This window comes from Pantoea sp. AN62 (assembly GCF_050432985.1).
GTDB classification, from domain to species: domain Bacteria; phylum Pseudomonadota; class Gammaproteobacteria; order Enterobacterales; family Enterobacteriaceae; genus Pantoea; species Pantoea brenneri.
In genome coordinates this window covers 180,949-202,466 of the sequence record NZ_JBNPYB010000010.1, presented here as the reverse complement: position 1 = coordinate 202,466, position 21,518 = coordinate 180,949, and the positions used below count along the sequence as shown (strand labels likewise).

The following is a 21,518-nucleotide window of genomic DNA, read 5'->3' as shown; positions in this document are numbered from 1 at the left end:
GAACTTTTGCTTTGCCACGGAATGGTCTGTGTTGTCGGGAGGATGCGTGATCTGATCCTTCAACTCAGCAAAAGTTCGATTTATTCAACAAAGCCCTTCCAACCTTCAAACCTCAAAAAGGAACATGGGTCACTGAGGGTACTGCTGCTCCGCAAATAAGTACTAATAGATTGGAAGTTCTGGAAGGCGGAGGCTATCAAGGACTGATAAGTATCAAGGAATTAGCAAAATCCACGATAATTAGAACAGACAGAGTGAGTTTCTAATAATATGAATATACAAAAAGCTATTGAAATTTTAATTGAACTGATCGACTTAGTAGAAAGGAAAAATAAATCACAAGGAAAGGAATTGTACAAGTCAGCATTGGATGTTTTAAAAAATGAAAATTGTTCAAATATTGATTTAGAGCTTTTGTACAGGAATTTTTGTGGGTATCTGGCTCATGGTGAGTTTGATGAAGAAGAATATCAGAAGGTGTTGCAACTGATCAGTATTTTAAATAAATAAAATCTCATTTACTCATCGCTGTCACTACCCTGATGAGGGTGACCGGGCCTGAGTAAAGTATCGCAGTATCTGCCGCTGTCGGACACCGAGTGGAGCCAGCAGGGCGAACTGGCGTGGGAGTATGACGCGCTGGGCAACTGTACTGCCCTGACGCTGCCGGATGGCCGCAACCTGAAGCAGCTTTATTATGGTAGCGGCCATCTGCTGAGCATCGCATTAGACAACCTGCCGGTCACGGAATTTACCCGTGACACACTGCATCGGGAACTCAGCCGGACGCAGGGCGGCCTGACCATGCGCAGTGAGTATGACCGCTTAGGCAGACTGCGCCGCCGTGACGTGTTTAAGGGTGACTCACAGCGACCTGCACCGCGCGTCTGGTCCCGCCGGCGTGACTTCGATTACGGCAACAACCTGATCCGTGAAGAGCGCGACGATAATCCGTTCAGCCAGACATTATGGAACTACGATAACGCCGGCCGGCAGTTGTCTCAGGACGGCGCGCAGCCGGGCAATGAACAGTGGCGCTGGGATAGCGCAGGCAACCCGCTGGATCGCTATAGTGCCGCTCATGTGATGCATAACCGCGTCACCGGACTGAACGGTATCCGCTGGCAGTACGATATCCATGGCCGTACCACTGAGAAAGATGACGGGCACATCCGCTGGCGTTATCGCTACGATGGTGAGCATCGCCTGACGGATGTCATCAGCGAGCCACGTGAACGCAATAAGCCGCGCACTAAGGTGAGTTTTCGCTACGATCCGCTGGGACGCCGCATCAGTAAAACCAGCCAGCAGCTGTTACAAGGCAGGCCATCTGGCAACGCCGTCACGACGCGCTTTGTGTGGGAAGGCTACCCCAACATCGATGTTTATGAGAATACCGTTATAAAAAAGGGACGATACTTTATGCCAGCCATTCTAATGGAGAGCAGTTACCTGCTTCCGTTGGGCGGTAAAGTTCCATTGAAATGGCATGACCCGCCTTTTGTCAGCAGAAGGCGATGGTCCCGAAGAGCGTTTGTTGCAGGAGAGTGGACGTCTGAGAAAAAAGAACCGCCAGATAAAATGCAAAAAGCCCGCTCAGATTTCCCTGAGCGGGCTTCTCTAAATTTGGCTCCTCTGACTGGACTCGAACCAGTGACATACGGATTAACAGTCCGCCGTTCTACCGACTGAACTACAGAGGAATCGTTTGAACGAGGCGAATATTAACGGCGTCGCCCGAAGGTGTCAACAGCAAAAAATACATTATCATTCAACTGGCTAGCTTTAGCGCAAAGCGATCGCGATTTAAGCAGTTTGCGCTGACAAGGCGACGATTCTCGTCAGCGGGTCCTGCTGATAAAAGTGGCGCAGATGCTGGTACATCGCCGGGAAGCGCTCGGCCAGCAGGTCCGGCGCGGTAAAGAAATATTCCGACAGCACGGCAAAGCACTCGGCCGGGTCGCTGGCGGCATAGGGATCGATGCTCGCCGCCTGTTCGCCCACCAGATCAACTTCGCTTTCAATCGCCGCCATCGCCGCCCGCAGATCTTTCTCCCACAGCGCCACCTCACGCAGCGGTATCACTGGAATCCCGCTGGTATAACCGCCGCCGCGGGCATCCAGTTTATGCGCCACTTCGTGGATCACCAGGTTGTAGCCGGAAAGATCAAACGAGTCCTGAATATCGAGCCAGTTCAGTACCACCGGACCCTGGGTCCAGCTCTGACCGGCATGCACCGCGGGCGCGCTGTGCACCAGACCCGCTTCGTCCTGCCAGAGATCGTCAACTTCAAACGGCTCCGGATAGATCAGCACATCGTGAAAGCCGTCCAGCCACTCCAGCCCCAGTTTCAGCACCGGCAGACAGAACAGCAGGGCGATGCGCACGCTGCGCAACTCATCCAGCTGAACGCCTCCGAACGGCACCAGCTTTTTCTGTTGCAGGAAACGTTGCGCCAGGTGCACCAGCGCCTGCTGCTCCTCTTCACTGAGCAGAGTAAAAATCGGCTGCGCCAGACCAGGCTGCCACGGCAGCGCGGCCAGTGCAGGGTCGTTATGCGTTTTCCACGGCCATTTAAACATCGTCACTCCCGCACAGAACCGGACTATCTCGCTATCCTGGCGCGCCAGATATAAAAATGCCAGCATCGAAAACAGCATGCTGGCACCATCGATCTGGCTGCAGGGCTTAAGGCAGTCTATTCAACCCGTTAGCGCAGCCGTTGTCTGTGATTCAGCCCGCAAAGCGCAGGCCTGAGGTGTTACTTACGCTCAATGCGCTGGAACTCAATCACCCAGACCCACGGGTTTACTTCCCAGCTGGTGGCACCGTACTGCTTTTGCCAGGCTTTACGGTACGCCTCTTTAGGCGATTCCGAATTAACGTTCATAGTGAAGAAATTGTTGAGGAAGTGCGAATCGGTCTGCACCCCTTCGGCCATAATGTCATCTTCACTGATGTCCTGAATCTTCTCGGCCCGCACCCCGGTAATTTCCAGGTTAATGCGGCTGGCCCAGCGCGGCATGTGGATGGCGGTCTGCCAGCCAAACTGCTCGGCTTCCGGACTGCTCATTATATGCTGTCCCAGCTCGTTACTGTCCGCGCGATACTGGCAATAAGCCGGCTGGCGGAATGGCGTCGGATCGCGCTCATACTCTGCCAGCGCATCTTCGGGCACCAGCGGACCACGCCAGGTTTCACGCACCCACAGCACATCGCCGGGTTTGCCATACGGACAGTGATAACTGATATCCGTCATCGACATCATTTTGTAGCCATGCAGATGGTTAGCACTCACATCGAAAGCATGCACACCTTCGTGATGATCCTGTCCCGGGCCGAAAGCCTGAGTTTTCATAATGCGCCGGGTTTGCGTTTGCTGGCCAACCAACAGGGCACGAACACGCTGTTCGGAAAAAAGAATCGGCCGTTCTTTCATGGATTACCTCTTTTTATTAGTAGAACCCGGTTACTGCTGTAAACATCCCCTTGCTGCACTTCAGAGGATTATCATAAAGGGTATAAATCATTTTGCTTAATAATTTGTCGATGGGTCTTCAGGCGACAATGGCCGCTTTTGGTGTTAAAAAACCTCAAAATGCAAAAACCGCACCAAAGCTTATCATGCAACGTCCATAAAGCGCTGAATAGCCCGGATACAGTACGTTATAACGGTAAAAATAGGAACCTTTTCGGAATTGTTCACCTGTGATTATTGACAGTTTTTCCGTTATTTAAGGAATTTGATCGCGCGCAATGCGGCCAGCCAGATTTTTTTCTGCTGGAACAAACATTACACCCATTAAACTAATTCGCTTAGCGACGATCCGATAAGGAAAGCCCGAAAAGCGCTGAAATTGCGGTTATTTTGTATAAGAGATGCTATAAAAATGATCCAGATCTCATTTTCCTGCCGGAAAACCCTGGCAGCGCCGCTCTTTTCCTCAGCACTGAAAGAAAAGTGTCATTAGCCAGTCGCTATGATGGCTTGCCGTTTGCGCACCGATCGCGACGCAGTTTTGCGATTGAATACTACAGGGAGATAAATTATGTCACTCACACTCTGGCAATCTCGCTATGAAAGCTGGTTTCAGGCCAACTGGATCCACGATGACGGCGCCCATGATATTGCGCACTTACGCCGCGTATGGATGAGCGCACAACGGATCATGGCAGGCAGCGCCGCCAATCCGCTGGTGGTGTTAACCGCCTGCTATTTTCACGATGTGGTCAACCTGCCGAAAAATCACCCTGAACGCCATCTGGCTTCGACCTACGCCGCCACGGAAACGCAGCGTATTCTGCAACAGGATTTTACCGACTTCCCGGCAGAGCTGATTGAGGCGGTAATGCACGCCGTTAAAACCCACAGTTTCAGCGCCGGCATCCCGCCGCAGACGCTGGAAGCCAAAATCGTTCAGGATGCCGACCGGCTGGAGTCGCTCGGCGCCATTGGCCTGGCGCGGGTATTCTATACCGCCGGGGCATTGAATCGTCCGCTGTTCGACAGTGCCGATCCGCTGGGAAAAGATCGCGAGCTGAATGATGTGAAATGGACGCTGGATCACTTCCAGAAGAAGCTGCTGCGGCTGCCGGAAACCATGCACACCGAGACCGGGCGGATGCTGGCGGAACATAATGCTGACTTCCTGGTGCGCTATATGGCCAAGCTGTATGCGGAGTTGCAGGGCAATCTGACCGGGATGGACAAAGGCGTGCTGCGGGACTTCACGCCATTACGGACCGAATATTAAATTTTTGTGACAGTATGTTAATCGAAACGGTCATCCGGTAGCGTGGAAGCAATAACAAAAAGGAGCAGCACGATGACCGAAACCGTTAATTTGACGATTAAAATTGATCCCGCACTGAAAGAAAATATTAAACAGTTGGCGCTGGAGAACCAGATTTCGATGAGCCAGGAAATTGTGCAGCGTTTGCAGGCCAGTCTGGAAACGCATCCGCATCCGGCGATTGATAATCAGGATCTGACCGAAGCGTCACCCGACGGACTGACCAGTGCGGAAGTGAAACAGATTCGCCTGCTGCTGAAGAAGCAGGGCAAGAAGAAGAAGTAAATGCAAACCCGTCGCCTGACGGGTTTTTTATTTTATCCCGCCTCACCGCCGTGGCGAAACTGCTGCACCGTCTGCGCCAGCCGGCTGGCCTGCTGGTGCAGCGCATCTGCCGCGTTGCTCTGCTGCACACTTAATCCTTCACTGGCCTGTAACTGCTGATTGAGCGCCTCCACCTCGGCAGCAATGTGCGACACCCGGGCGCTTTGCGCGCTGGCGTTGTGTTGCAGCTCATTCAGTCGCGTCACTACTGCGCTGACCGCCTGCCCGATCTGCCCGAACAGCGTTTCCAGCGACTTCACTTTGCTGAAGCCACTATCAACATGGTGTCGGGTATGCTGGATTAGCTGATCAATCTGGCGCGTCGAGTGACCGCTTTTGGTCGAAAGTAAGCCAATCTCTTTTGCCACCACCGAGAAGCTGCGGCCATAGATGCCAGCGTGCGCCGATTCAATGGCGGCGTTCAGGGCCAGCAGGCGGGTCTGCAGCGACAGGCTATCCAGCAAATCGACTATGCCGGCAATGTCACCCGAAGCCTGCACGATGTGCCGCATCTGACTTTCCATCTGATCGACCTGACCGGCGCACTGCTGCATTAAGCGGTCGGCGGATTGCGCCTGATCGGTGGCCTGCAGCGAGAAGCGGGTGCTGTTCTCCACCTCTTCAGAGACCCGATGCAGACGCTGTGACAGATGACTGAAGCTGGCATTCTGCGCCTGATGTTGCTTGCGCGCCTGCTGGTTAGCGTGCTGCATCTCGCCCGCAGCGGCTGTCACGCTGACGGCCACTACGTCAATCTCATGAATGATGTGGCGCAGGCCCTGGCGCATCTCATCCATCGCATTGAACAGCTGTAACGTCTCACGCGACTGCCTGCGGAGTGGGGCGGCAGACGCCAGCAGATCGCCGGTGGCGATAGCCTGTAGCTGGCGACTGGCCTGCTGCAATGGCGTAATCACCCCGCGCAGCAGCAGCACGCCGCCCGCCACCAGCAGTCCGGACAGCAGCCCGGTCACCAGCAGCGACACATTGCGGGTGCCGGTTAAGCTCGCCAGCGAACTGCGATTGACGGCGGCCAGCTGGCGATTCGCCTGGCTGATCTCGCCGAACCAGGCATCGTTAAACTGCTGCTGGTAGGCTTGCATTGGCACCATAAAAAAGGCGTCGGTGCTGCTGGCAGCCAGCCCCTTAAGCTGCTCGGTTAGTCCCTGGCTCAGCAGAATAAAGCTCTGTTGCAGCGCACTGTCAGGCGCAGCCTGGTAGCGGCTGAACAGCCGTTCGGCCTCGCTCAGCGAGGCGTTCGCACTCTCCGCCAGGCTTTTCCAGCTGTCGACCGATCCGCTCTGCTGGTCCTGCATCAGATAAATTCCCGCCCGATGACTGTTATCACTGGCGGTCAGCAGTTCGATGCGGGCGCGATCGAGCAGCGCCAGCCGCTCGCGCAAATCATGGGTCTGCGCCAGGCTGCGCTGCGCCTGGCTAACCTGGGCGGTCAGCAGCACAATACCGGCCGATTGCAGCAGGCAGAACAGCACCACGAACAGAATGAAATGGCCACGCAGGCTGGTCAGCCAGCCCGGCAGCGTAAGGGAAAACCGGCGATTACGACCGCGCAGCGGCAATAAAGTAAGCAGTGACATCACGCAACCCGAAATAAGAAAAAGCGCAGTATTAAGGGGTTACGTGACATCTTTGTGACAATCAGGCCGGATGACGGCAGAACAGCAGAATCGGTTTTCTTAACGGAAACCGCGCACCTTAATCAGCGCGTAACTGACGAATATGGGGCAGCAAAAGCTGAGCGACCGCCGCAAATACCGGCACCACCACCGAGTTACCAAATTGCTTATAAGCCTGGGTGTCCGACACCGGGATACGGAACGGTTCACTGCCCGGTACGTCGAAGCCCATCAGGCGGGCGCACTCGCGCGGTGAGAGTCGGCGCGGACGGCGCGCCATATTGGCCGGATGATGAAACTCTGCTTCGCCCAGTGCGCTATCCCAGCCGCGATCGATCAGAATTTCCGAACCATCCTTGTAGTAACGTGCCGACAGAGTACGCACGCAGCAGTCGGGATTACGCGGATCGTTAAGCCCGAAGCCGAAGCCGTTGCCTTTAGCCTTGTGCTTTTTGGCGTACTGGTAGAGATAGCGCCACAGCACCGGTGACAGAATATATTTCTCATCTGGCTGCGGTTCCAGCAGGCTTTGCAGGCTCGGCACCTGCGGCGGGAAGAACTTTTTGATATCGCGCAGGGTGAAATCCTGACAGCCTTTGATATCGCGGCGGATGCCAACCAGCACGATGCGTTCGCGGTGCTGCGGCAGAAAATGGCGCGCATCAATGACCTTCGCATCCGGGCCGCTGGCGGCGGCATCGGCCACTTCATAGCCCAGCTCATCCAGCGTCTCCATGATAATGGCGAAGGTCCGGCCCTTATCGTGGCTCTTGAGGTTTTTCACATTTTCGAGCACGAAGAACGGTGGCTTTTTCGCCGCCAGAATGCGGGCGACATCGAAAAAGAGCGTGCCCTGAACCTGGCACTCAAAGCCGTGCGCGCGGCCCAGCGCATTTTTCTTGCTGACGCCAGCCAGCGAAAATGGCTGGCAGGGGAAACCGGCCAGCAGCACCTGATGATCGGGGATCGCCGCATCAATCGCACGGTAAATGTCGGCGTCATCGCTGAGGCCTTCCGGCTGCGTTACCTGGCGGATATCGGTGTTGAAGTGATGTTCGAGCGGATCGCTATAGTGATTGGCCTTATAGGTGCGGACCGCTTCTTTATTCCACTCGCTGGTGAATACGCATTTGCCGCCGATAGCCTCAAAGCCTTTACGAATGCCGCCAATACCGGCGAACAGATCGATAAAGCGAAACTCAGGCGCGTCATAATGAGCCGGCCGGCTGGGCAGCAGGTCCTGCAGCAGCGCCAGTTCAGCGTCACACAGCGGCGGCAGCGCGCTTTTGCCCTGGCGCACCCGGTTGAGCAACGCAGGCGTCCAGTTGAGAAAGCCGGCCTGGTGCAGTCGGGTGGTCACATCCCGGACCGAATAGATGTCGAGCACTTGCTGTAACAGTTGAGACGCATCAGACGGTGAAAGAGCAGCAGAGAGTGGTTCAGCAATGGCGGCGGGGTGCATGCGTTTTTCCTTAACAGTGAGCCGCCTATGCTATCACTCCTGACGCAGCGAGGAAATTGGCGGCGTGTGCCACCGGACCGATTGGCCGGAGGGACATTTTTTACGGCAGCAATCTGATAGCGAGCCTCTGCTGCTTTCGCTTTTCGTGGCGCAGGCTAAAGTTGAAGGACCAGCAAAAAAGGAGAATTTATGGCTGACGTTCACTCCAGCGAAACACGCAGCAAAAATATGCGTGCCATTCGCGCGCAGGATACTGCTATTGAGCAGCGTGTGGCGCTGTTGCTGAAGGATCGCGGATTCAGCTATCGGGTACAGGATAAAAATCTACCGGGCCGACCCGATTTTGTACTGCTGGAGCAGCAGGCAATTATTTTTGTGCACGGCTGCTTCTGGCATCGGCATCACTGCTATCTTTTCAAACTGCCGGCCACCCGTACCGAATTCTGGACCGGCAAGATCAACAGCAATGTCGAACGTGACCGGCGTTATGTGCGTCAGCTACAGGAGAGCGGCTGGAAGGTCCTGATCATCTGGGAGTGCGCCCTGCGCGGCAAACTGCGGCTGGCGGATGGCGATCTGCTGGAGCGGCTGGAAGAGTGGCTGCTGGCAATGACGCAGAGTGCCGAGATTGACCATCAGGGTATTCATCATTATTGCGAAGAGTGAGCCTTGCTAATCAGCAACATAATTGGTTAGATCTGCGCTTTCTCCGTGGCCAGGAGCCTGACATGAGCAGCATTAAACTGACGGTTAAACGCCTCTACCAGCTGCGCGACGAGCGCATGGTGAACACCAAAGCGACCGCGCGCGTTTACCTCGGCGACAGGCTGATCGCCACGGAAGAGATCACCGGCATGACAGAAAGCCCGGTCAGTAAGTATTTACATGCTGAAGGCGCGGCGGGTGAAGCGGTGCGGGTAGAGTGGGATTGTGAGGGCATCGCCGAGATGACGGTGACGGAAATCGAGCGCTGCCCATGTTGTCAACATAACGAACCAGACTAAGGATACGATTTTGGCGGGAACCAGCTTACTGACTTTACTTGATGATATTGCAACACTTCTGGACGATATTTCCGTCATGGGGAAAGTGGCGGCGAAAAAAACCGCTGGTGTACTGGGTGACGATCTGTCGCTGAATGCCCAGCAGGTGACCGGCGTAAAAGCCAACCGCGAACTGCCGGTGGTATGGGGCGTCGCCAAAGGATCGTTTCTGAACAAACTGATCCTGGTGCCGCTGGCGCTGATTATTTCCGCTTTCGCACCGTGGCTGATTACGCCGCTGCTGATGATCGGCGGCGCTTATCTCTGCTACGAAGGCGTGGAAAAAGTGATGCACAGTCTGCAACACGACAAGCAGCATAAATCGCCGGAAGCGCGTCAGCAGCGCCTCGAGTCGCTGGCAAAGCAGGATGCGGCGGAGTTTGAAAAGAAGAAGATTAAAGGCGCGGTGCGCACCGACTTTATTCTGTCAGCAGAGATTGTGGCCATCACCCTGGGGATCGTGTCGGAATCGCCGCTGCTCAATCAGGTGATTATTCTGGCGGGCATCGCCATTCTGGTCACCATTGGCGTTTACGGCATTGTGGCGGCGATTGTTAAAATCGACGACCTCGGCTTCTGGCTGCGCGAGAAGTCCTCACCTATCGCTCAGGGCATCGGCAGCGTGTTGCTGGCAGCGGCACCGTGGCTGATGAAGATTCTGTCCGTGGTTGGCACCATTGCGATGTTCCTGGTCGGCGGCGGCATTGTGGTACATGGCATTGCGCCGCTGCATCATCTGATTGAAGAAGTCAGCAGCGGTTTCAGCGGCTGGATCGCCATGCTGCTGAGCAACGGCGCCAATCTGGTGCTCGGTTTTATCATTGGGTCGATCGTGCTGTTGGTGGTGAACCTTATTGCCAAACTGCGCGGGAAATCGGTATAAAGCGCACTGTAATTACGGTCAGGAGAATGACGATGAACGACGACATGTTTGAATTTGATATCGACGCGCAACTTGAGCAGGCTGAAGCGAAAGCAGAGAAAAAGGCCAGCGAAGTGCCGGACGATCTGAGCGACGAAGCGGATTGCGAAGGCTGCAAAATCTGATTCCAGCCTGAACCCCATTCAAAGCGGATAATAATTATTATCCGCTTTTTTTATTTTCAACATATCCAACTGCTTAATTCTGAATTTGCCGCTTATTTGCGTGCCTTAACAGGCAGAAACCTTTTTTGACTGCTATAAAGAAAATAATCAAACCACAGGGTCAATGAGGAGGGCGCAACATGGTTTTTGCAATCAGTGAAGAAGTTCAGCACAAGAAAGACGGACAGACGATGGTGGTGACCGGCTACGCCAGCGGAATGGTCGAGTGTCGCTGGTATGATGGCTACGCGGTACGTCGTGAAGCATTTCGCAGCGAAGAGCTTAGCGCCTCAAATCCCGCCCGACAGCTTGCCAGTTAAGCGGCCTGCGATCAGGCCTGTAGGTCGCGAGATCTGACAGGCCCCGCTATACCGCATTCCCTTTACCTTTTCCGGCACACTCCCTGTGCCTGATTCTCCTCAGACGTTGCCGTCGTTATCCTCTTCTACCGCCTGATAGATGCGCTGCAGAATATCCGGGAAAGCTGACTGCACCCGACTCCAGCTCGGAATAAACGGCTTATCGTTTGGCCGTTCAATAAATGCCTGACCGGCTTCCAGAATCGACTGGGTAAACATTTCCACCGCGGCTTCCTCGACGTGCTGATCAAACTTCAGCCCGTTCATCGCCGCCTCGTGGTTGTAGATCTCCATCATATCCAGCGCATTACGGTAGTAGGTGGCTTTCAGCACCCGGAACGAGTCGCTGGTCAGCGGCACGCCCATGGTGGCCAGCTTGCGCAGCAGCGACTGCACGATGTCGCTACTCATGCGTTTCAGCCCGCCGGTACCATCCTCCTCCGCCAGCGGCTGATGCTTGTGGTCATAGTTATCGGCAATTTCCACCTGACAGGACTGACGGGTGGTGTAGTTGCGATAGATCTCTGAAAGCACGCCAATTTCCAGACCCCAGTCGCCCGGAATTTTGATGCCGTTCAGCACGTGCGTGCGCATCGCAAACTCACCCGACAGTGGATAACGGAAGCTGGAGAGATAATCGAGGTATTCCGAATGGCCATAGACTTTTTGCAGCGAACGCAGCAGCGGACCGACCAGCAGACGCCCGACGCGGCCGTTCAGCTTCCCGTCGGCGACGCGGGCATAGAAGCCCTTGCAGAATTCATACTGAAACGCCGGATTAGCCACCGGATAGAGCAGGCGAGCCAGCATGCCGCGCTCATAGGTGACGATATCGCAGTCATGCAGCGCGACGCAGCTGGTGCGGTCAGAAGCCAGCGTATAGCCGGTGCAGAACCAGACGTTGCGTCCCTTGCCTGGATTAGTAGGCGATAAGCCTTCTTTATCCAGCTCGGCATCAATCGCCTTGAGACGTGGGCCGTCATTCCACAGAATGCGGTGCCGCTGCGGCAGGCGTGAGAAAAACTCGCGGGCAAACAGAAACTGATCGCGGTCAGCGCGATCGAGGCCAATCACGATCTCATCAAGGTACGGCACCTTCGCCAGCTCATCGACAATCTTAGTCAGCGCCGGTCCTTCCAGTTCAGAAAACAGCGAGGGCAGGATCAGCCCCATCTTGCGTTTGCGGGCAAAGCGCACCATCTCCTTTTCCAGTGATTCCACGCTGCGGTGGGTGAGATTATGAAAATTGGTAATAACGCCGTTCTGAAAAAAATCACTCATCGCACCATCCTTTTAATGCCCGTGGGCAGCTTACAGAGGTTGAGTCAAAAAGTAGTCCAGCCCTTCACGCCAGCCTTCAGGGCCATAGTGCGCCGTATGGTAGACCTGCTGCTGATCGGTCCGGCTGAGGGTGACCGGTGTTTTACTGTAGCCTTTAATCACGACGGCGTAGTCGACCGCGTCCAGCATCGGCGCGTCGTTAGGCCCGTCGCCCAGTCCGATAGTGGTAAAGGCGGAACCAGACTGTTGTGCCAGTAGCCAGCGCACCGCCTCGCCTTTGCCGCTGCCGGCTGGCATGACGTGCCAGAACCGGCCGCCCTGGGCCAGCGCCAGTCCTTCAGCGGTCAGCGCGGCGCGGAAACGGTCAAAAGCCTCGTCACTGTCGCGCCAGACCACCACTTCAGAAGCATCGCGCTGGCGTGACAGGGCGGCATCCGCTTCACTCAGGCCGGTCATCGATGAGACCGCCTGATCGGTAAAGTCATGAAAGCCGGTAAACCGATACTGCGTCTGCAGCGCCGCCAGCCGGCTACAGATCGCCTCATAAGTCAGGCTATTGTCGGGCAGATGAGTTCGCTGCTCCCCGCTCTGGACCACCGCGCCGTTTTCCGCAATAAACGGCGCACCGGCAATGCCGAGCCTCTTCTGTAGCGGGATAATTTCGGCTGCCGTTTTGCTGGAACAGATCACCAGCGGGACGTCATGTTGTTTCAGGGTGGTCAGCCACGGCGTGGCGGCATCCCAGCGATAGCTGTGGTGGTCGAGCAGCGAACCATCGAGATCGGTAATAATCATTAACGGCTGTTGAAGATCGGGCATCGGTCAGCTCCTGTCAGCACGGCTAAAGCGGCGATTTTTCAATATTATAGTTGAATATGGCTCACACTTTTTTCTTAAGCGCCCGCCGGATAAATCCAGGAATAATCTTAAATCGAAACGTTGTGGATCGGCGGGATGCATGAAGTGTGCAGCGGCTAAGTCGCTGTCTGCTGCGGTGTTTTCGGTAACATATGCCGCCTTATTCACCGTTTCGTTGCAGAAATGTGCATAGCAGAGACTTGTCTTAAAAAAGGGAAGGCGTAGTCTGCAAGGGTGTTAAGAATTCCCTGGTGTAACGAATTGAAATTTTTACCCGGCCATCCCGCCGGGTATTTTTTTTGAAATCGTTTTCAGCGGTTTGCCTCACAGGAACGACAGTCACAGATATCCATTTCAAAGGCGTCGGCCAGTTCAGTTCCGCGCTGCAACAGCTGCGGTGCTGGTCGCTCATCAGCCACTGGCGGCTGCGCCATAGATTCGTGCATCTCAGCGGCATTCCCGGCCTGTAACGCCTCCAGCAAACGATCAACATCAACATTCATCGCTGACTGAGACGGTTCGGTATGCTGTTTTTCGCCTGTCATTTTCTGACTCCCGCGCGCGGACAGAATGATCAGTATAGTGGCTGGTGCAGAAAGAGGTGAGGGGGCGATCACAGCAAAAAAAAGCCCGCGCTGCGCGGGCAAAATCTTTGTTACTTTTAGGTTGACTGCCCCTATGGGGTTGGCGCAGTAGGGAGAGTGTAAGGCGGGCGCGCGTCAGAAGTCTTGCGGCGAAGTGTTAAGGAATTGAAAAAACGCAGGCTTACTCAGATTTACCTGACTTTTCGCTCATTGAGAGCAGAATCGGCTATAGTTCGTGATAAAGTTGATTTTTATCAATACCTAAAGGAATGGTTATGGACATCTTAAGAATTATTATCGCGATCCTGTTACCGCCACTTGGCGTCTTTATGCAGGTTGGTTTCGGTGGTGCCTTCTGGCTGAACATCCTGCTGACGCTGTGTGGCTACATTCCGGGTATCGTGCACGCTGTATGGGTGATTGCCCGTCGCTAACGCTCGGCATCACTGCGGTTCTTCGTTTAGACTGTGCAACAGGAAATAATCAGGAGAACCGAAATGAAGGTGAATGACCGCGTCAGCGTTAAAACCGATGGTGGCCCGCGCCGCGTCGGAACTATTCTGGCCATGGAGCCGTTTAATGAAGGCACCATGTTTCTGGTGGCGCTGGAAGATTACCCGTTAGGCATCTGGTTTTTTAACGAGGATGGTCATCCGGAGGGGATTTTTGTTGAGCCTTACAGCACAGAATAAACCGGCCGGCACGTCGCGCCACTGCTGATGCGATCCTCCTCCCCGTGGCGGGGAGGAGGCAAAGCCAGACCGCCGTCACTGACCCGACGGCATCACTGCTCTATTAATTCTGCACTTCCCTGTCGGCACTCTCTGTCTGCACTCCAACTGCGCTTAAAACGTTTCCCAGTTATCATTACCGCTTGCCAGTGCCGGACGAGGCGCAAGGGCAGGGGTTTTCACCGGCGCGGTGGCGCGGCTGGCGGTGCCAGCCAGCACCGGCGTATCCTGCAGGCGGAAAGCCGATACCGCCTGAGTCAGTTTACCGGCCTGATCTTCCAGCGATGCAGCCGCCGCAGAGGCTTCTTCGACCAGCGAGGCGTTCTGCTGGGTGACATTATCCATTTCGGTAACGGCCTGGCTGACCTGCTGAATCCCACGGCTCTGTTCGTCAGAGGCGGCGGCAATCTCTGCCATGATATCGGTGACCCGACGTACCGCTTCGACAATCTCGCCCATAGTGTTACCGGCAGCGCCGACCTGCTGCGAACCATCTTTAATCAGCGTGACCGACTCGGCAATCAGCGACTCAATCTCTTTTGCTGCCTGCGCACTGCGCTGTGCCAGATTACGGACCTCACTCGCGACCACCGCAAATCCCCGACCCTGTTCACCGGCACGAGCGGCTTCGACCGCCGCGTTCAGTGCCAGAATGTTGGTCTGAAAGGCGATGCTGTTGATGACGTTGGTGATCTCGGCAATCTTTTTCGAGCTACCGGAAATGTTGGTCATGGTTTTTACAACGCCGCTGACCAGGTCGCCGCCACTGCGGGCTTTACCGGAGGCATCGGCGGCCAGCTGGCTGGCGTGATGGGCATTTTCGGCGTTCTGCTTCACCGTGGCGGTGAGCTGTTCCATGCTGGCGGCCGTCTGTTCCAGTGCTGCCGCCTGCTGTTCAGTACGCGAGGAGAGGTCGGTATTGCCAGCAGAGATTTCGCTGGAGCCCTGATAAATGGCGACGGCACCTTCACGCACCGTGCCGACGGTTTTCACCAGCGACTGCTGCATTAACTGCAGATTGTGGATCAGGGTGCCTATTTCGCTGCGACCATGTGGCAGCGGTGGTGCCGTCAGGTCGCCCTGTGCGATACGCTCAATGCGTGACACCGACTGACGCAGCGGATTAATCACCACCCGACGCAGGAAGACAAAGGTCAGCAGCACCAGCAGCAGCGCAGCGCCAAAGGCCACCGCCATCGCAATAAAGCCAATACGCGACTGATGGTTGGCTTCGGCGGTGATCGCATTGGCGCGGTCGGTACGGATTTTGATCGCCTTCAGCAGCACCGCATTGTAGTCGGCGTCCAGTTTGCGGGTAACGTCGGTTTCCTGCGCGATAATGCCCTCGAAGCTGCCTTGCTTACCGGCGTTAATCATCGGTATCAGGCCTTTCTCAATATAGTCGTTAAAGCGTGCCTGCAGCGTGGCATCCAGCGCGACATCCTCGGGCGACTTCTCCTTGCGGTCGGCGTAGACTTTAAACCCGTCTTTAGCCTGCTGAATACGTTTCTCTGCCGACGCGAGATTAGCGCGAAACTCATCCATCTCACCGATACGCGCCGCGGCGCCGGCCTGAATAACCGTCAGACGGGCAGTACGTAAGTGGTTTGAACTGTTCGAGATACCCATCCGCACCTGAATTTCGTCAGTGGCGTCACTGAGCGAGTGATTACCTGAAATAAGAAAGTAACTGGCGACACCAATACAGAGTGCGAACAGCAGCAGAATGCCGCCGAAGATCAGGCTAAACAGCGGGACAAGGCGGAGGTTCTGCCATATACCCGAGGTGTTCTGTCCATCATTAACCAATGCAGTGTTCATATCCTTGCTCTCTTGAGGCTGTTGTTATAAGGCTTAACATCGGCAAAAGAGCGGAAAGGCTTAGCGGCAGGAGTGAGATCTGGCTCCCAGTTTGAGGCAAAAAAAAAACGGCCATCCTGGCCGGTTTTCATTGCGGGTCGTTATCTTACGTTAACGTAGATACCCGACGTGACGTTATCAGTTAAACGCACCACATGATAAATAACCTGCTTATTATGGGTTTTGATTTTGCGTTTAATATTACCTTTATGTGACGAAACAGTTTTCGCCTTTATTTGCATTTTATCTGAGATCTGAATGGTGTCATGACCTGACATCCACATCTTCAGCATATTTGACTCGGTCTGGCTCAGCGTTAATGGATGAACATCCATTCCTGAAGAGATACGCGCAGACTGATTGAGTTTTTTCTGCAAATAGGTGCTAAGTAACGAATCCAGAGTCGATGTCTTTATCGATTTTGACGTAATAATCAGGTTCTTACGAACGTAGAGGTATTCCTCAAAATGGATATTGCTTATCGCCATGAATATAAAGAACAGCGTATCAGGGTGCTGCGTAATAATGCTGCGGATACGTTCGCTGGAGTCGGGTTCATGAATAAAGCAGTCTTCATTAATAAAGACGACACCAGGTTTTAATTGTTCACATTTTTGCTGTAGTTGCTCAATATCGGAGGCAGAAGTGATATTTTTCTTCTTAACTCCTTTAAAAGACATGTAGTCCGATAATCCCAGGCGTGTGTAGTTGCAGGAATCCATAATAATCGTTGGCATAATAGCGACCCTCACCAATTTGTTATCCGTTTAAATCAACGATGAATTACGCGTTGCGGTACGAGAGAGATTTCTAAGGCACTTTTTTATTCTGCTCGTGCAGTGTGGTAACAGGCAAACGCCTGTAAAAGTCTTCATCCCTGACCCGTTCTGCAAAAATATTGTGCTGCTTTGACGTCACACATTCTCCGGTTATGGCGGGGAATGCCAGTGAAAAACCGGAGGTTAAGTAAGACTCTGTTTTTGGGAGCGCTGTCACTATCGCTGAAAACCCGGAGTTTTCTGATAGGACAAATCTTAAAAACATTTGTTTTACGAAAGTGTGATGTCTCAGCGTGTGTTGACAATGCCGGAAAAAACATTTTTTAACAAGAAAAATCACTAAAGAATTTTTTTTGTTCAAATTCAACGAATTGCCTTTTTTATCAACAAATTCACAGTCTAACCGCTGCTGTGAACCGCCCAACTAAAATACGCGAAGCCCGGTTTAATAAGAATTATTTTCAGACTCTCAGCACATTTATCAGAATTTCCTTAGTTGCATTCTGGAAAATATGGTTTGAAAAATGCACGGATGGTTTTGCGTTACTTAAGTATCAGTAAGCAAAGATAGTTAGAAACTTAATGTTCAGGGACGGGATAGTTCTGTCAGGAACAGGGCGAGTAAATCAAACACTTCACCGAACAAATGCTCACAGAACGGGGCGAGCAGTGGCATCAGCATACTGATAGTCAAAATGCCTACTGATAAGGTGATCGGGAAGCCAATTGCGAAGATTGATAACTGTGGTGAAACACGGTTTAACAAACCTAGTACCAGATTTAGCATGAGGAGCAAAACGATTAAGGGTAGCGCTAACATCATGCCATTAAGGAAAATTAATCCGCCCGACTTCACCAGCGCCATAAACGCATTGGCATTCAGTGGATGTCCGCCAATCGGCAACGTATGAAAACTGTCCGCCAGCAACGAGATCAGCCACAGGTGTCCGTTGAAGGTCAGGAACAGTAACATCGCCAGCATGTCTAAAAAACGCGCCAGTACCGGCATGTTGAGGCGGCTGCCGGGATCAAAAAAGGTGGCGAACGACAGGCCCATCTGTAAGCCAATCACTTCCCCGGCGGTCCGCACCGCGGCAAAAGCAAACTGCATGGTAAAGCCGAGCGCAATGCCAATCAGCATCTGCTGGATTAGCAGCCAGAAGCCGGCCGGCGAAAACAGCGTCACGTTAACCGGCGGCAGCAGCGGCATTAACAGCCAGGTGATCATCACTGCCAGACCAATTTTGACCCGGTGACTGATAGATCGTTCATTAAGCAGCGGCGCAGAGGCCAGCAGCGCCAGAATACGCACCAGTGGCCAGAAAAACTGGCTCACCCAATGTACCAGCTGGCTGCTGTCGAGAGTAATCATCAGCCGATGATGTAAGGCAGGTTGGAAAAGACGGTGCGGATATAGTCGAGCAGCAGATTCAGCATCCACGGGCCGGCAATAATGCCGGTGGTCGCCACCGCCAGAATTTTCGGAATGAACGACAGGGTCTGTTCATTGACCTGAGTGGCGGCCTGCAACAGGCTGATAAGCAATCCACTGACCAGCGCGGCCAGCAGCATCGGGGCGGCCAGCATCAGCGCGACGCGCATCGCTTCCTGGCCCATTACCATTACTGATTCGGGTGTCATGTTGTGCTCCGGGAATAGGGGGGATCAGGAGTAGAAGCTTTGCGCCAGTGAGCCGACCAGCAGTTGCCAGCCATCGACCAGCACAAACAGCATCAGCTTAAACGGCAGTGAGATTGTCGCCGGTGGCACCATCATCATCCCCAGCGCCATCAGCACGCTGGCCACCACCAGGTCAATAATCAGAAACGGGATAAACACGGTAAAACCAATCTGGAAAGCGGTCTTCAGCTCGCTGGTCACGTAAGCGGGCAGCAGGATGCGCATCGGCACCGCTTCCGGGCCGGCAATCGGCGCGGTATTCGCCAGGCGAGCGAACAGGGCCAGATCCGCTTCACGGGTCTGACGCAGCATAAACTCACGCAGCGGCTGGGCGCCTTTCTCGATCGCCACATCCATGCTGATTTTGTCCTGGCTGAACGGCAGGTAGGCGTCCTGATAAATCTTGTCGAAGGTCGGCGCCATAATAAAGAAGGTCAGAAACAGCGACAGCCCCAGCAGAACCTGGTTCGGCGGTGCAGAGGGCGTACCCAATGCGTTACGCAGCAAACCAAACACAATGATGATGCGGGTAAAGCTGGTCATCATCAGCAGCACCGCCGGAATAAAGGTCAGGGCGGTGATAAACACCAGCGTCTGCACCGGCAGCGACCAGCTCTGGCCGCCGTTTGGCAGCGCATGACTCACCAGGCCCGGAAGCTGGGCATGGGCAACCGGTGCCAGCAACAGCAGTGGCAATAAAGGAAGCAGTCGACGCATCATTGGGGTTTTCCGGGACGTTTAACCAGGTTCTGTAACAGCTGACGAAAATCCTGTGGGGCAGCCTGCGCTGGCGTATTCTCCAGCGGCGCACCCGGCGGTAGCGTATGCAGATGGGTAATCTGCTGTGCGGTCACACCAAGCACCAGACGGGCATCGGCGGTATCGATAATCACCACCCGCTCACGCTGGCCGACCTGCACGCTGGCGGTCAGTTTAAGCTCCTGGCCGCTCACCTTCTTCGGCGCGAAGCCAAAGCGGCGTGCCAGCCAGGCGCAGGCCAGAATCAATAAAATAATCACCGCTAACATGCTGCTGACCTGCACCACCATTGAGCCGGTGGAAATCGGCTGTGCGTGTGGCGCAGCAGGTTGCAGACTTTGATTCTGGCTAGTCATTCTCAGCGACTCAGACGACGCATACGTTCGGACGGAGTAATAATGTCAGTGATGCGCACGCCATATTTGTCGTTGACCACCACCACTTCACCCTGAGCAATCAGGTAACCGTTGATCAGAATATCCAGCGGTTCGCCTGCCAGGCCGTCGAGCGACACCACTGAACCCTGCGCCAGACGCAGCAGCTCTTTGATGGTCATCTTGGTACGGCCCAGTTCCACGGTCAGTTTGACCGGGATATCCATGATCAGATCGATATCCTGCAGTGAGCCAGAAACGTTACCGCTCTCGAATGACTTAAACACGTCATCGGTTTGCGGGGCGCTGCTGCTGCCGGCCTGCTCATTCATTGCTTCAGCCCACAGATCGTCCGCAGAGATATCGTCAGACGGCTTATTACTGTCACTCATGGGGCTGTTCCTCGTTCAGCGAATTCAAAATCGGGTTAATCAGGTGTTCGACACGCAGGGCATACTGGCCATTCATCGTGCCATATTGGCTGGTTAAGACCGGCACGCCATCGACATGGGCGATAATGCGTTCCGGTTTCTCAATCGGCAGCACGTCGCCGGGTTTCAGCTGCAAAATCCGTGACAGACGCAGCGAGGTTTCGGCAAAGTGTGCAATCAGTTCCAGCTCTGAGTGCTGCACCTGTTTTACCAGGTTGTCACGCCAGTGGTTATCTTCCTGGCGCGAGTTCTCGAGCGGCGGATTGACCAGCAGTTCGCGCAGCGGCTCAATCATTGAAAACGGAATGCAGATATTAAATTCACCCACCAGGTTACCAATCTCCACCTGGAACGGCGTGTTAACCACGATGTCGTTCGGTGAAGTGGTGATGTTGGTGAATTTCACCTGCATCTCTGAACGCACATACTCGACGTCCAGTGGATAAATGGCTTTCCATGCGTCGCTGTAACCGTCCAGCGCCAGCTTCAGCATGCGACGGATAACGCGCTGCTCAGTATGGGTAAACTCGCGACCTTCTACTTTGGTCGGGAAGCGACCATCGCCACCGAACAGGTTATCAACCGCGATAAACACCAGACTGGGTGAAAACACTACCAGCGCCGTACCGCGCAGCGGCTTCAGGTGGATCAGGTTCAGGTTGGTCGGCACCGGCAGGTTGCGGGCAAACTCGTGATACGGCTGAATCTTGATCGCGCCGACGCTGATATCCGGGCTACGACGCAGCAGGTTAAACAGCGCCATACGGAAACTACGGGCAAAACGCTCGTTAATAATCTCCAGCGCCTGTAAACGCTCGCGCACCACGCGGCGCTGGGTATTCGGGTCGTAAGGACGAATATCGCCTTCCGGCCCGTTTTGTTTCTTTTCTTCTTCCGCGCTGCCACTGTCGCCGTTTAATAGGGCGTCAATTTCAGCCTGGGAGAGAATGCTATCGCCCATTGATTCACCTCAAAATGAAGGCAGTAAACAGCACATCGTTCACGGCCTGCGGAGGTTGACCTTTTACCAGTGGTGGTGCCAGCGCCTGTTTGATTTGTTCAACAAGCGCTTGCTTTCCTTGCTCCGTCGCCAGCGCCGCAGCGCTCTGACGCGAGAGCAGCAGCAGCAGACGACTGCGCACCTCAGGCAGATAGTCATTTAACCGACGCCGTGTATCCTCATCGGCCAGACGCAGGGTAAAGCCTACGTACAGCACGCGGTCAGGATCGTTGTCGGGATTGACCAGGTTAACCGTAAATGTATCAAGTGCAAAAAAGACCGGGGCGGGAGGCGGTTCGACTTTCGCCACCTCCGGCTTATCGCCCTCATGTTTATTCATCATTCGCCAGACTGCATAGCCTGCCACGCTGCAAGCGGCCAGCGTCACAATGAGCAACACCGGAATTAAGAGTTTACGTTTGCGGCCTTTAGCTTTCGCGTTATCAGACATGTTTGCAGTTACTTCCTGTGAATTA

General features: G+C 54.3%; 26 protein-coding genes, 1 tRNA gene and 1 pseudogene. 11 read left to right on the top strand and 17 right to left on the bottom strand.

Annotation, left to right across the window (positions count from 1 at the left end; genetic code table 11):
* Positions 1-270 precede the first annotated feature (270 nt).
* Both FHW04_RS13790 and FHW04_RS13785 read left to right on the top strand, forming a co-directional pair.
* Positions 271-510, top strand: coding sequence for a hypothetical protein (locus FHW04_RS13790; RefSeq protein WP_064691216.1), 240 nt, complete (start codon positions 271-273; stop codon positions 508-510).
* A 48-nt stretch (positions 511-558) separates the two neighbouring features.
* A pseudogene (locus tag FHW04_RS13785) lies at positions 559-1,371 on the top strand (type IV secretion protein Rhs); the annotation flags it as partial.
* Positions 1,372-1,627: 256 nt separating this feature from the next.
* On the opposite strand, the gene FHW04_RS13780 reads toward FHW04_RS13785, so the two are convergent.
* The 3 genes from FHW04_RS13780 to FHW04_RS13770 form a co-directional block, all read right to left on the bottom strand.
* A tRNA-Asn gene (locus FHW04_RS13780) sits at positions 1,628-1,703 on the bottom strand.
* 103 nt (positions 1,704-1,806) lie between these two features.
* Positions 1,807-2,583 carry a DgsA anti-repressor MtfA gene (gene mtfA / locus FHW04_RS13775; protein WP_227021949.1) on the bottom strand — a complete coding sequence of 259 codons (777 nt, stop codon included), beginning with the start codon at positions 2,581-2,583 and terminating at the stop codon, positions 1,807-1,809.
* A 179-nt stretch (positions 2,584-2,762) separates the two neighbouring features.
* Complete coding sequence (locus FHW04_RS13770; protein ID WP_031377111.1) at positions 2,763-3,440, bottom strand: hypothetical protein; 678 nt, start codon at positions 3,438-3,440, stop codon at positions 2,763-2,765.
* Between the two features lie 610 nt (positions 3,441-4,050).
* Here FHW04_RS13770 and FHW04_RS13765 point away from each other — a divergent pair.
* Both FHW04_RS13765 and FHW04_RS13760 read left to right on the top strand, forming a co-directional pair.
* The gene (locus FHW04_RS13765; RefSeq protein WP_089562451.1) at positions 4,051-4,755 is read left to right on the top strand and encodes a phosphohydrolase; all 705 of its coding nucleotides are present in this window, start codon (positions 4,051-4,053) and stop codon (positions 4,753-4,755) included.
* 72 nt (positions 4,756-4,827) lie between these two features.
* Positions 4,828-5,079 carry a hypothetical protein gene (locus FHW04_RS13760; RefSeq protein ID WP_031377109.1) on the top strand — a complete coding sequence of 84 codons (252 nt, stop codon included), beginning with the start codon at positions 4,828-4,830 and terminating at the stop codon, positions 5,077-5,079.
* Positions 5,080-5,111: 32 nt separating this feature from the next.
* Here FHW04_RS13760 and FHW04_RS13755 read toward each other — a convergent pair whose 3' ends face one another.
* Complete coding sequence (locus FHW04_RS13755) at positions 5,112-6,716, bottom strand: methyl-accepting chemotaxis protein (RefSeq protein WP_089562452.1); 1,605 nt, start codon at positions 6,714-6,716, stop codon at positions 5,112-5,114.
* Between the two features lie 118 nt (positions 6,717-6,834).
* Positions 6,835-8,217, bottom strand: a complete 1,383-nt coding sequence (gene dcm / locus FHW04_RS13750) for a DNA (cytosine-5-)-methyltransferase (protein WP_031377107.1) — start codon at positions 8,215-8,217, stop codon at positions 6,835-6,837.
* Positions 8,218-8,406: 189 nt separating this feature from the next.
* Between dcm and FHW04_RS13745 the strand changes: the two genes are divergently transcribed.
* From FHW04_RS13745 to FHW04_RS13725, 5 genes are all read left to right on the top strand, one after another.
* A complete protein-coding gene (locus FHW04_RS13745) occupies positions 8,407-8,883 on the top strand; it encodes a very short patch repair endonuclease (protein WP_031377106.1) in 477 nt (158 codons plus the stop codon).
* 62 nt (positions 8,884-8,945) lie between these two features.
* On the top strand, positions 8,946-9,221 hold the full coding sequence (locus FHW04_RS13740; protein WP_031377105.1) for a hypothetical protein: 276 nt from the start codon (positions 8,946-8,948) through the stop codon (positions 9,219-9,221).
* A 10-nt stretch (positions 9,222-9,231) separates the two neighbouring features.
* Positions 9,232-10,143, top strand: a complete 912-nt coding sequence (locus tag FHW04_RS13735; protein WP_031377104.1) for a DUF808 domain-containing protein — start codon at positions 9,232-9,234, stop codon at positions 10,141-10,143.
* A 32-nt stretch (positions 10,144-10,175) separates the two neighbouring features.
* Entirely contained in the window at positions 10,176-10,307 is a 132-nt protein-coding gene (locus FHW04_RS13730) for a hypothetical protein (protein WP_255352405.1), read from the top strand.
* Positions 10,308-10,486: 179 nt separating this feature from the next.
* The gene (locus tag FHW04_RS13725; protein ID WP_031377103.1) at positions 10,487-10,666 is read left to right on the top strand and encodes a YodC family protein; all 180 of its coding nucleotides are present in this window, start codon (positions 10,487-10,489) and stop codon (positions 10,664-10,666) included.
* A 99-nt stretch (positions 10,667-10,765) separates the two neighbouring features.
* On the opposite strand, the gene FHW04_RS13720 is transcribed toward FHW04_RS13725, so the two are convergent.
* From FHW04_RS13720 to FHW04_RS13710, 3 genes are all read right to left on the bottom strand, one after another.
* Positions 10,766-11,986, bottom strand: coding sequence for a glycosyl transferase (locus tag FHW04_RS13720; RefSeq protein ID WP_031377102.1), 1,221 nt, complete (start codon positions 11,984-11,986; stop codon positions 10,766-10,768).
* A 30-nt stretch (positions 11,987-12,016) separates the two neighbouring features.
* Positions 12,017-12,805 carry a mannosyl-3-phosphoglycerate phosphatase-related protein gene (locus tag FHW04_RS13715; protein WP_031377101.1) on the bottom strand — a complete coding sequence of 263 codons (789 nt, stop codon included), beginning with the start codon at positions 12,803-12,805 and terminating at the stop codon, positions 12,017-12,019.
* 350 nt (positions 12,806-13,155) lie between these two features.
* Positions 13,156-13,389, bottom strand: a complete 234-nt coding sequence (locus FHW04_RS13710) for a DUF2525 domain-containing protein (RefSeq protein WP_031377100.1) — start codon at positions 13,387-13,389, stop codon at positions 13,156-13,158.
* A 314-nt stretch (positions 13,390-13,703) separates the two neighbouring features.
* Between FHW04_RS13710 and FHW04_RS13705 the strand changes: the two genes are divergently transcribed.
* Positions 13,704-13,862 carry a YqaE/Pmp3 family membrane protein gene (locus tag FHW04_RS13705; RefSeq protein ID WP_046288250.1) on the top strand — a complete coding sequence of 53 codons (159 nt, stop codon included), beginning with the start codon at positions 13,704-13,706 and terminating at the stop codon, positions 13,860-13,862.
* A 63-nt stretch (positions 13,863-13,925) separates the two neighbouring features.
* Positions 13,926-14,120: a protein DsrB gene (gene dsrB / locus FHW04_RS13700; RefSeq protein WP_031377099.1), complete on the top strand. Its 195-nt coding sequence runs from the start codon at positions 13,926-13,928 to the stop codon at positions 14,118-14,120.
* 153 nt (positions 14,121-14,273) lie between these two features.
* Here the strand turns inward: dsrB and FHW04_RS13695 are convergent, their stop codons facing one another.
* From FHW04_RS13695 to fliL, 9 genes are all read right to left on the bottom strand, one after another.
* Positions 14,274-15,980 (bottom strand): methyl-accepting chemotaxis protein, encoded by a 1,707-nt coding sequence (locus tag FHW04_RS13695; RefSeq protein WP_089562454.1) that lies wholly within the window; start codon positions 15,978-15,980, stop codon positions 14,274-14,276.
* A 140-nt stretch (positions 15,981-16,120) separates the two neighbouring features.
* Positions 16,121-16,756 carry a transcriptional regulator RcsA gene (gene rcsA / locus FHW04_RS13690; protein ID WP_031377097.1) on the bottom strand — a complete coding sequence of 212 codons (636 nt, stop codon included), beginning with the start codon at positions 16,754-16,756 and terminating at the stop codon, positions 16,121-16,123.
* A gap of 628 nt (positions 16,757-17,384) precedes the next feature.
* Complete coding sequence (gene fliR, locus FHW04_RS13685; RefSeq protein WP_031377096.1) at positions 17,385-18,170, bottom strand: flagellar biosynthetic protein FliR; 786 nt, start codon at positions 18,168-18,170, stop codon at positions 17,385-17,387.
* Positions 18,170-18,439 (bottom strand): flagellar biosynthesis protein FliQ, encoded by a 270-nt coding sequence (gene fliQ, locus FHW04_RS13680; RefSeq protein WP_031377095.1) that lies wholly within the window; start codon positions 18,437-18,439, stop codon positions 18,170-18,172. Before fliQ ends, fliR begins: the two co-directional genes overlap by 1 nt.
* 24 nt (positions 18,440-18,463) lie before the next feature.
* Complete coding sequence (gene fliP / locus FHW04_RS13675) at positions 18,464-19,195, bottom strand: flagellar type III secretion system pore protein FliP (RefSeq protein WP_046288520.1); 732 nt, start codon at positions 19,193-19,195, stop codon at positions 18,464-18,466.
* Positions 19,195-19,593 (bottom strand): flagellar biosynthetic protein FliO, encoded by a 399-nt coding sequence (gene fliO, locus FHW04_RS13670; RefSeq protein ID WP_069729196.1) that lies wholly within the window; start codon positions 19,591-19,593, stop codon positions 19,195-19,197. Before fliO ends, fliP begins: the two co-directional genes overlap by 1 nt.
* 2 nt (positions 19,594-19,595) lie before the next feature.
* Positions 19,596-20,003 carry a flagellar motor switch protein FliN gene (fliN, locus tag FHW04_RS13665; protein ID WP_089562455.1) on the bottom strand — a complete coding sequence of 136 codons (408 nt, stop codon included), beginning with the start codon at positions 20,001-20,003 and terminating at the stop codon, positions 19,596-19,598.
* Positions 19,996-21,003, bottom strand: a complete 1,008-nt coding sequence (fliM, locus tag FHW04_RS13660) for a flagellar motor switch protein FliM (RefSeq protein WP_031377092.1) — start codon at positions 21,001-21,003, stop codon at positions 19,996-19,998. Before fliM ends, fliN begins: the two co-directional genes overlap by 8 nt.
* Before the next feature lie 4 nt (positions 21,004-21,007).
* Positions 21,008-21,493 carry a flagellar basal body-associated protein FliL gene (gene fliL, locus FHW04_RS13655; RefSeq protein ID WP_031377091.1) on the bottom strand — a complete coding sequence of 162 codons (486 nt, stop codon included), beginning with the start codon at positions 21,491-21,493 and terminating at the stop codon, positions 21,008-21,010.
* Positions 21,494-21,518 lie beyond the last annotated feature (25 nt).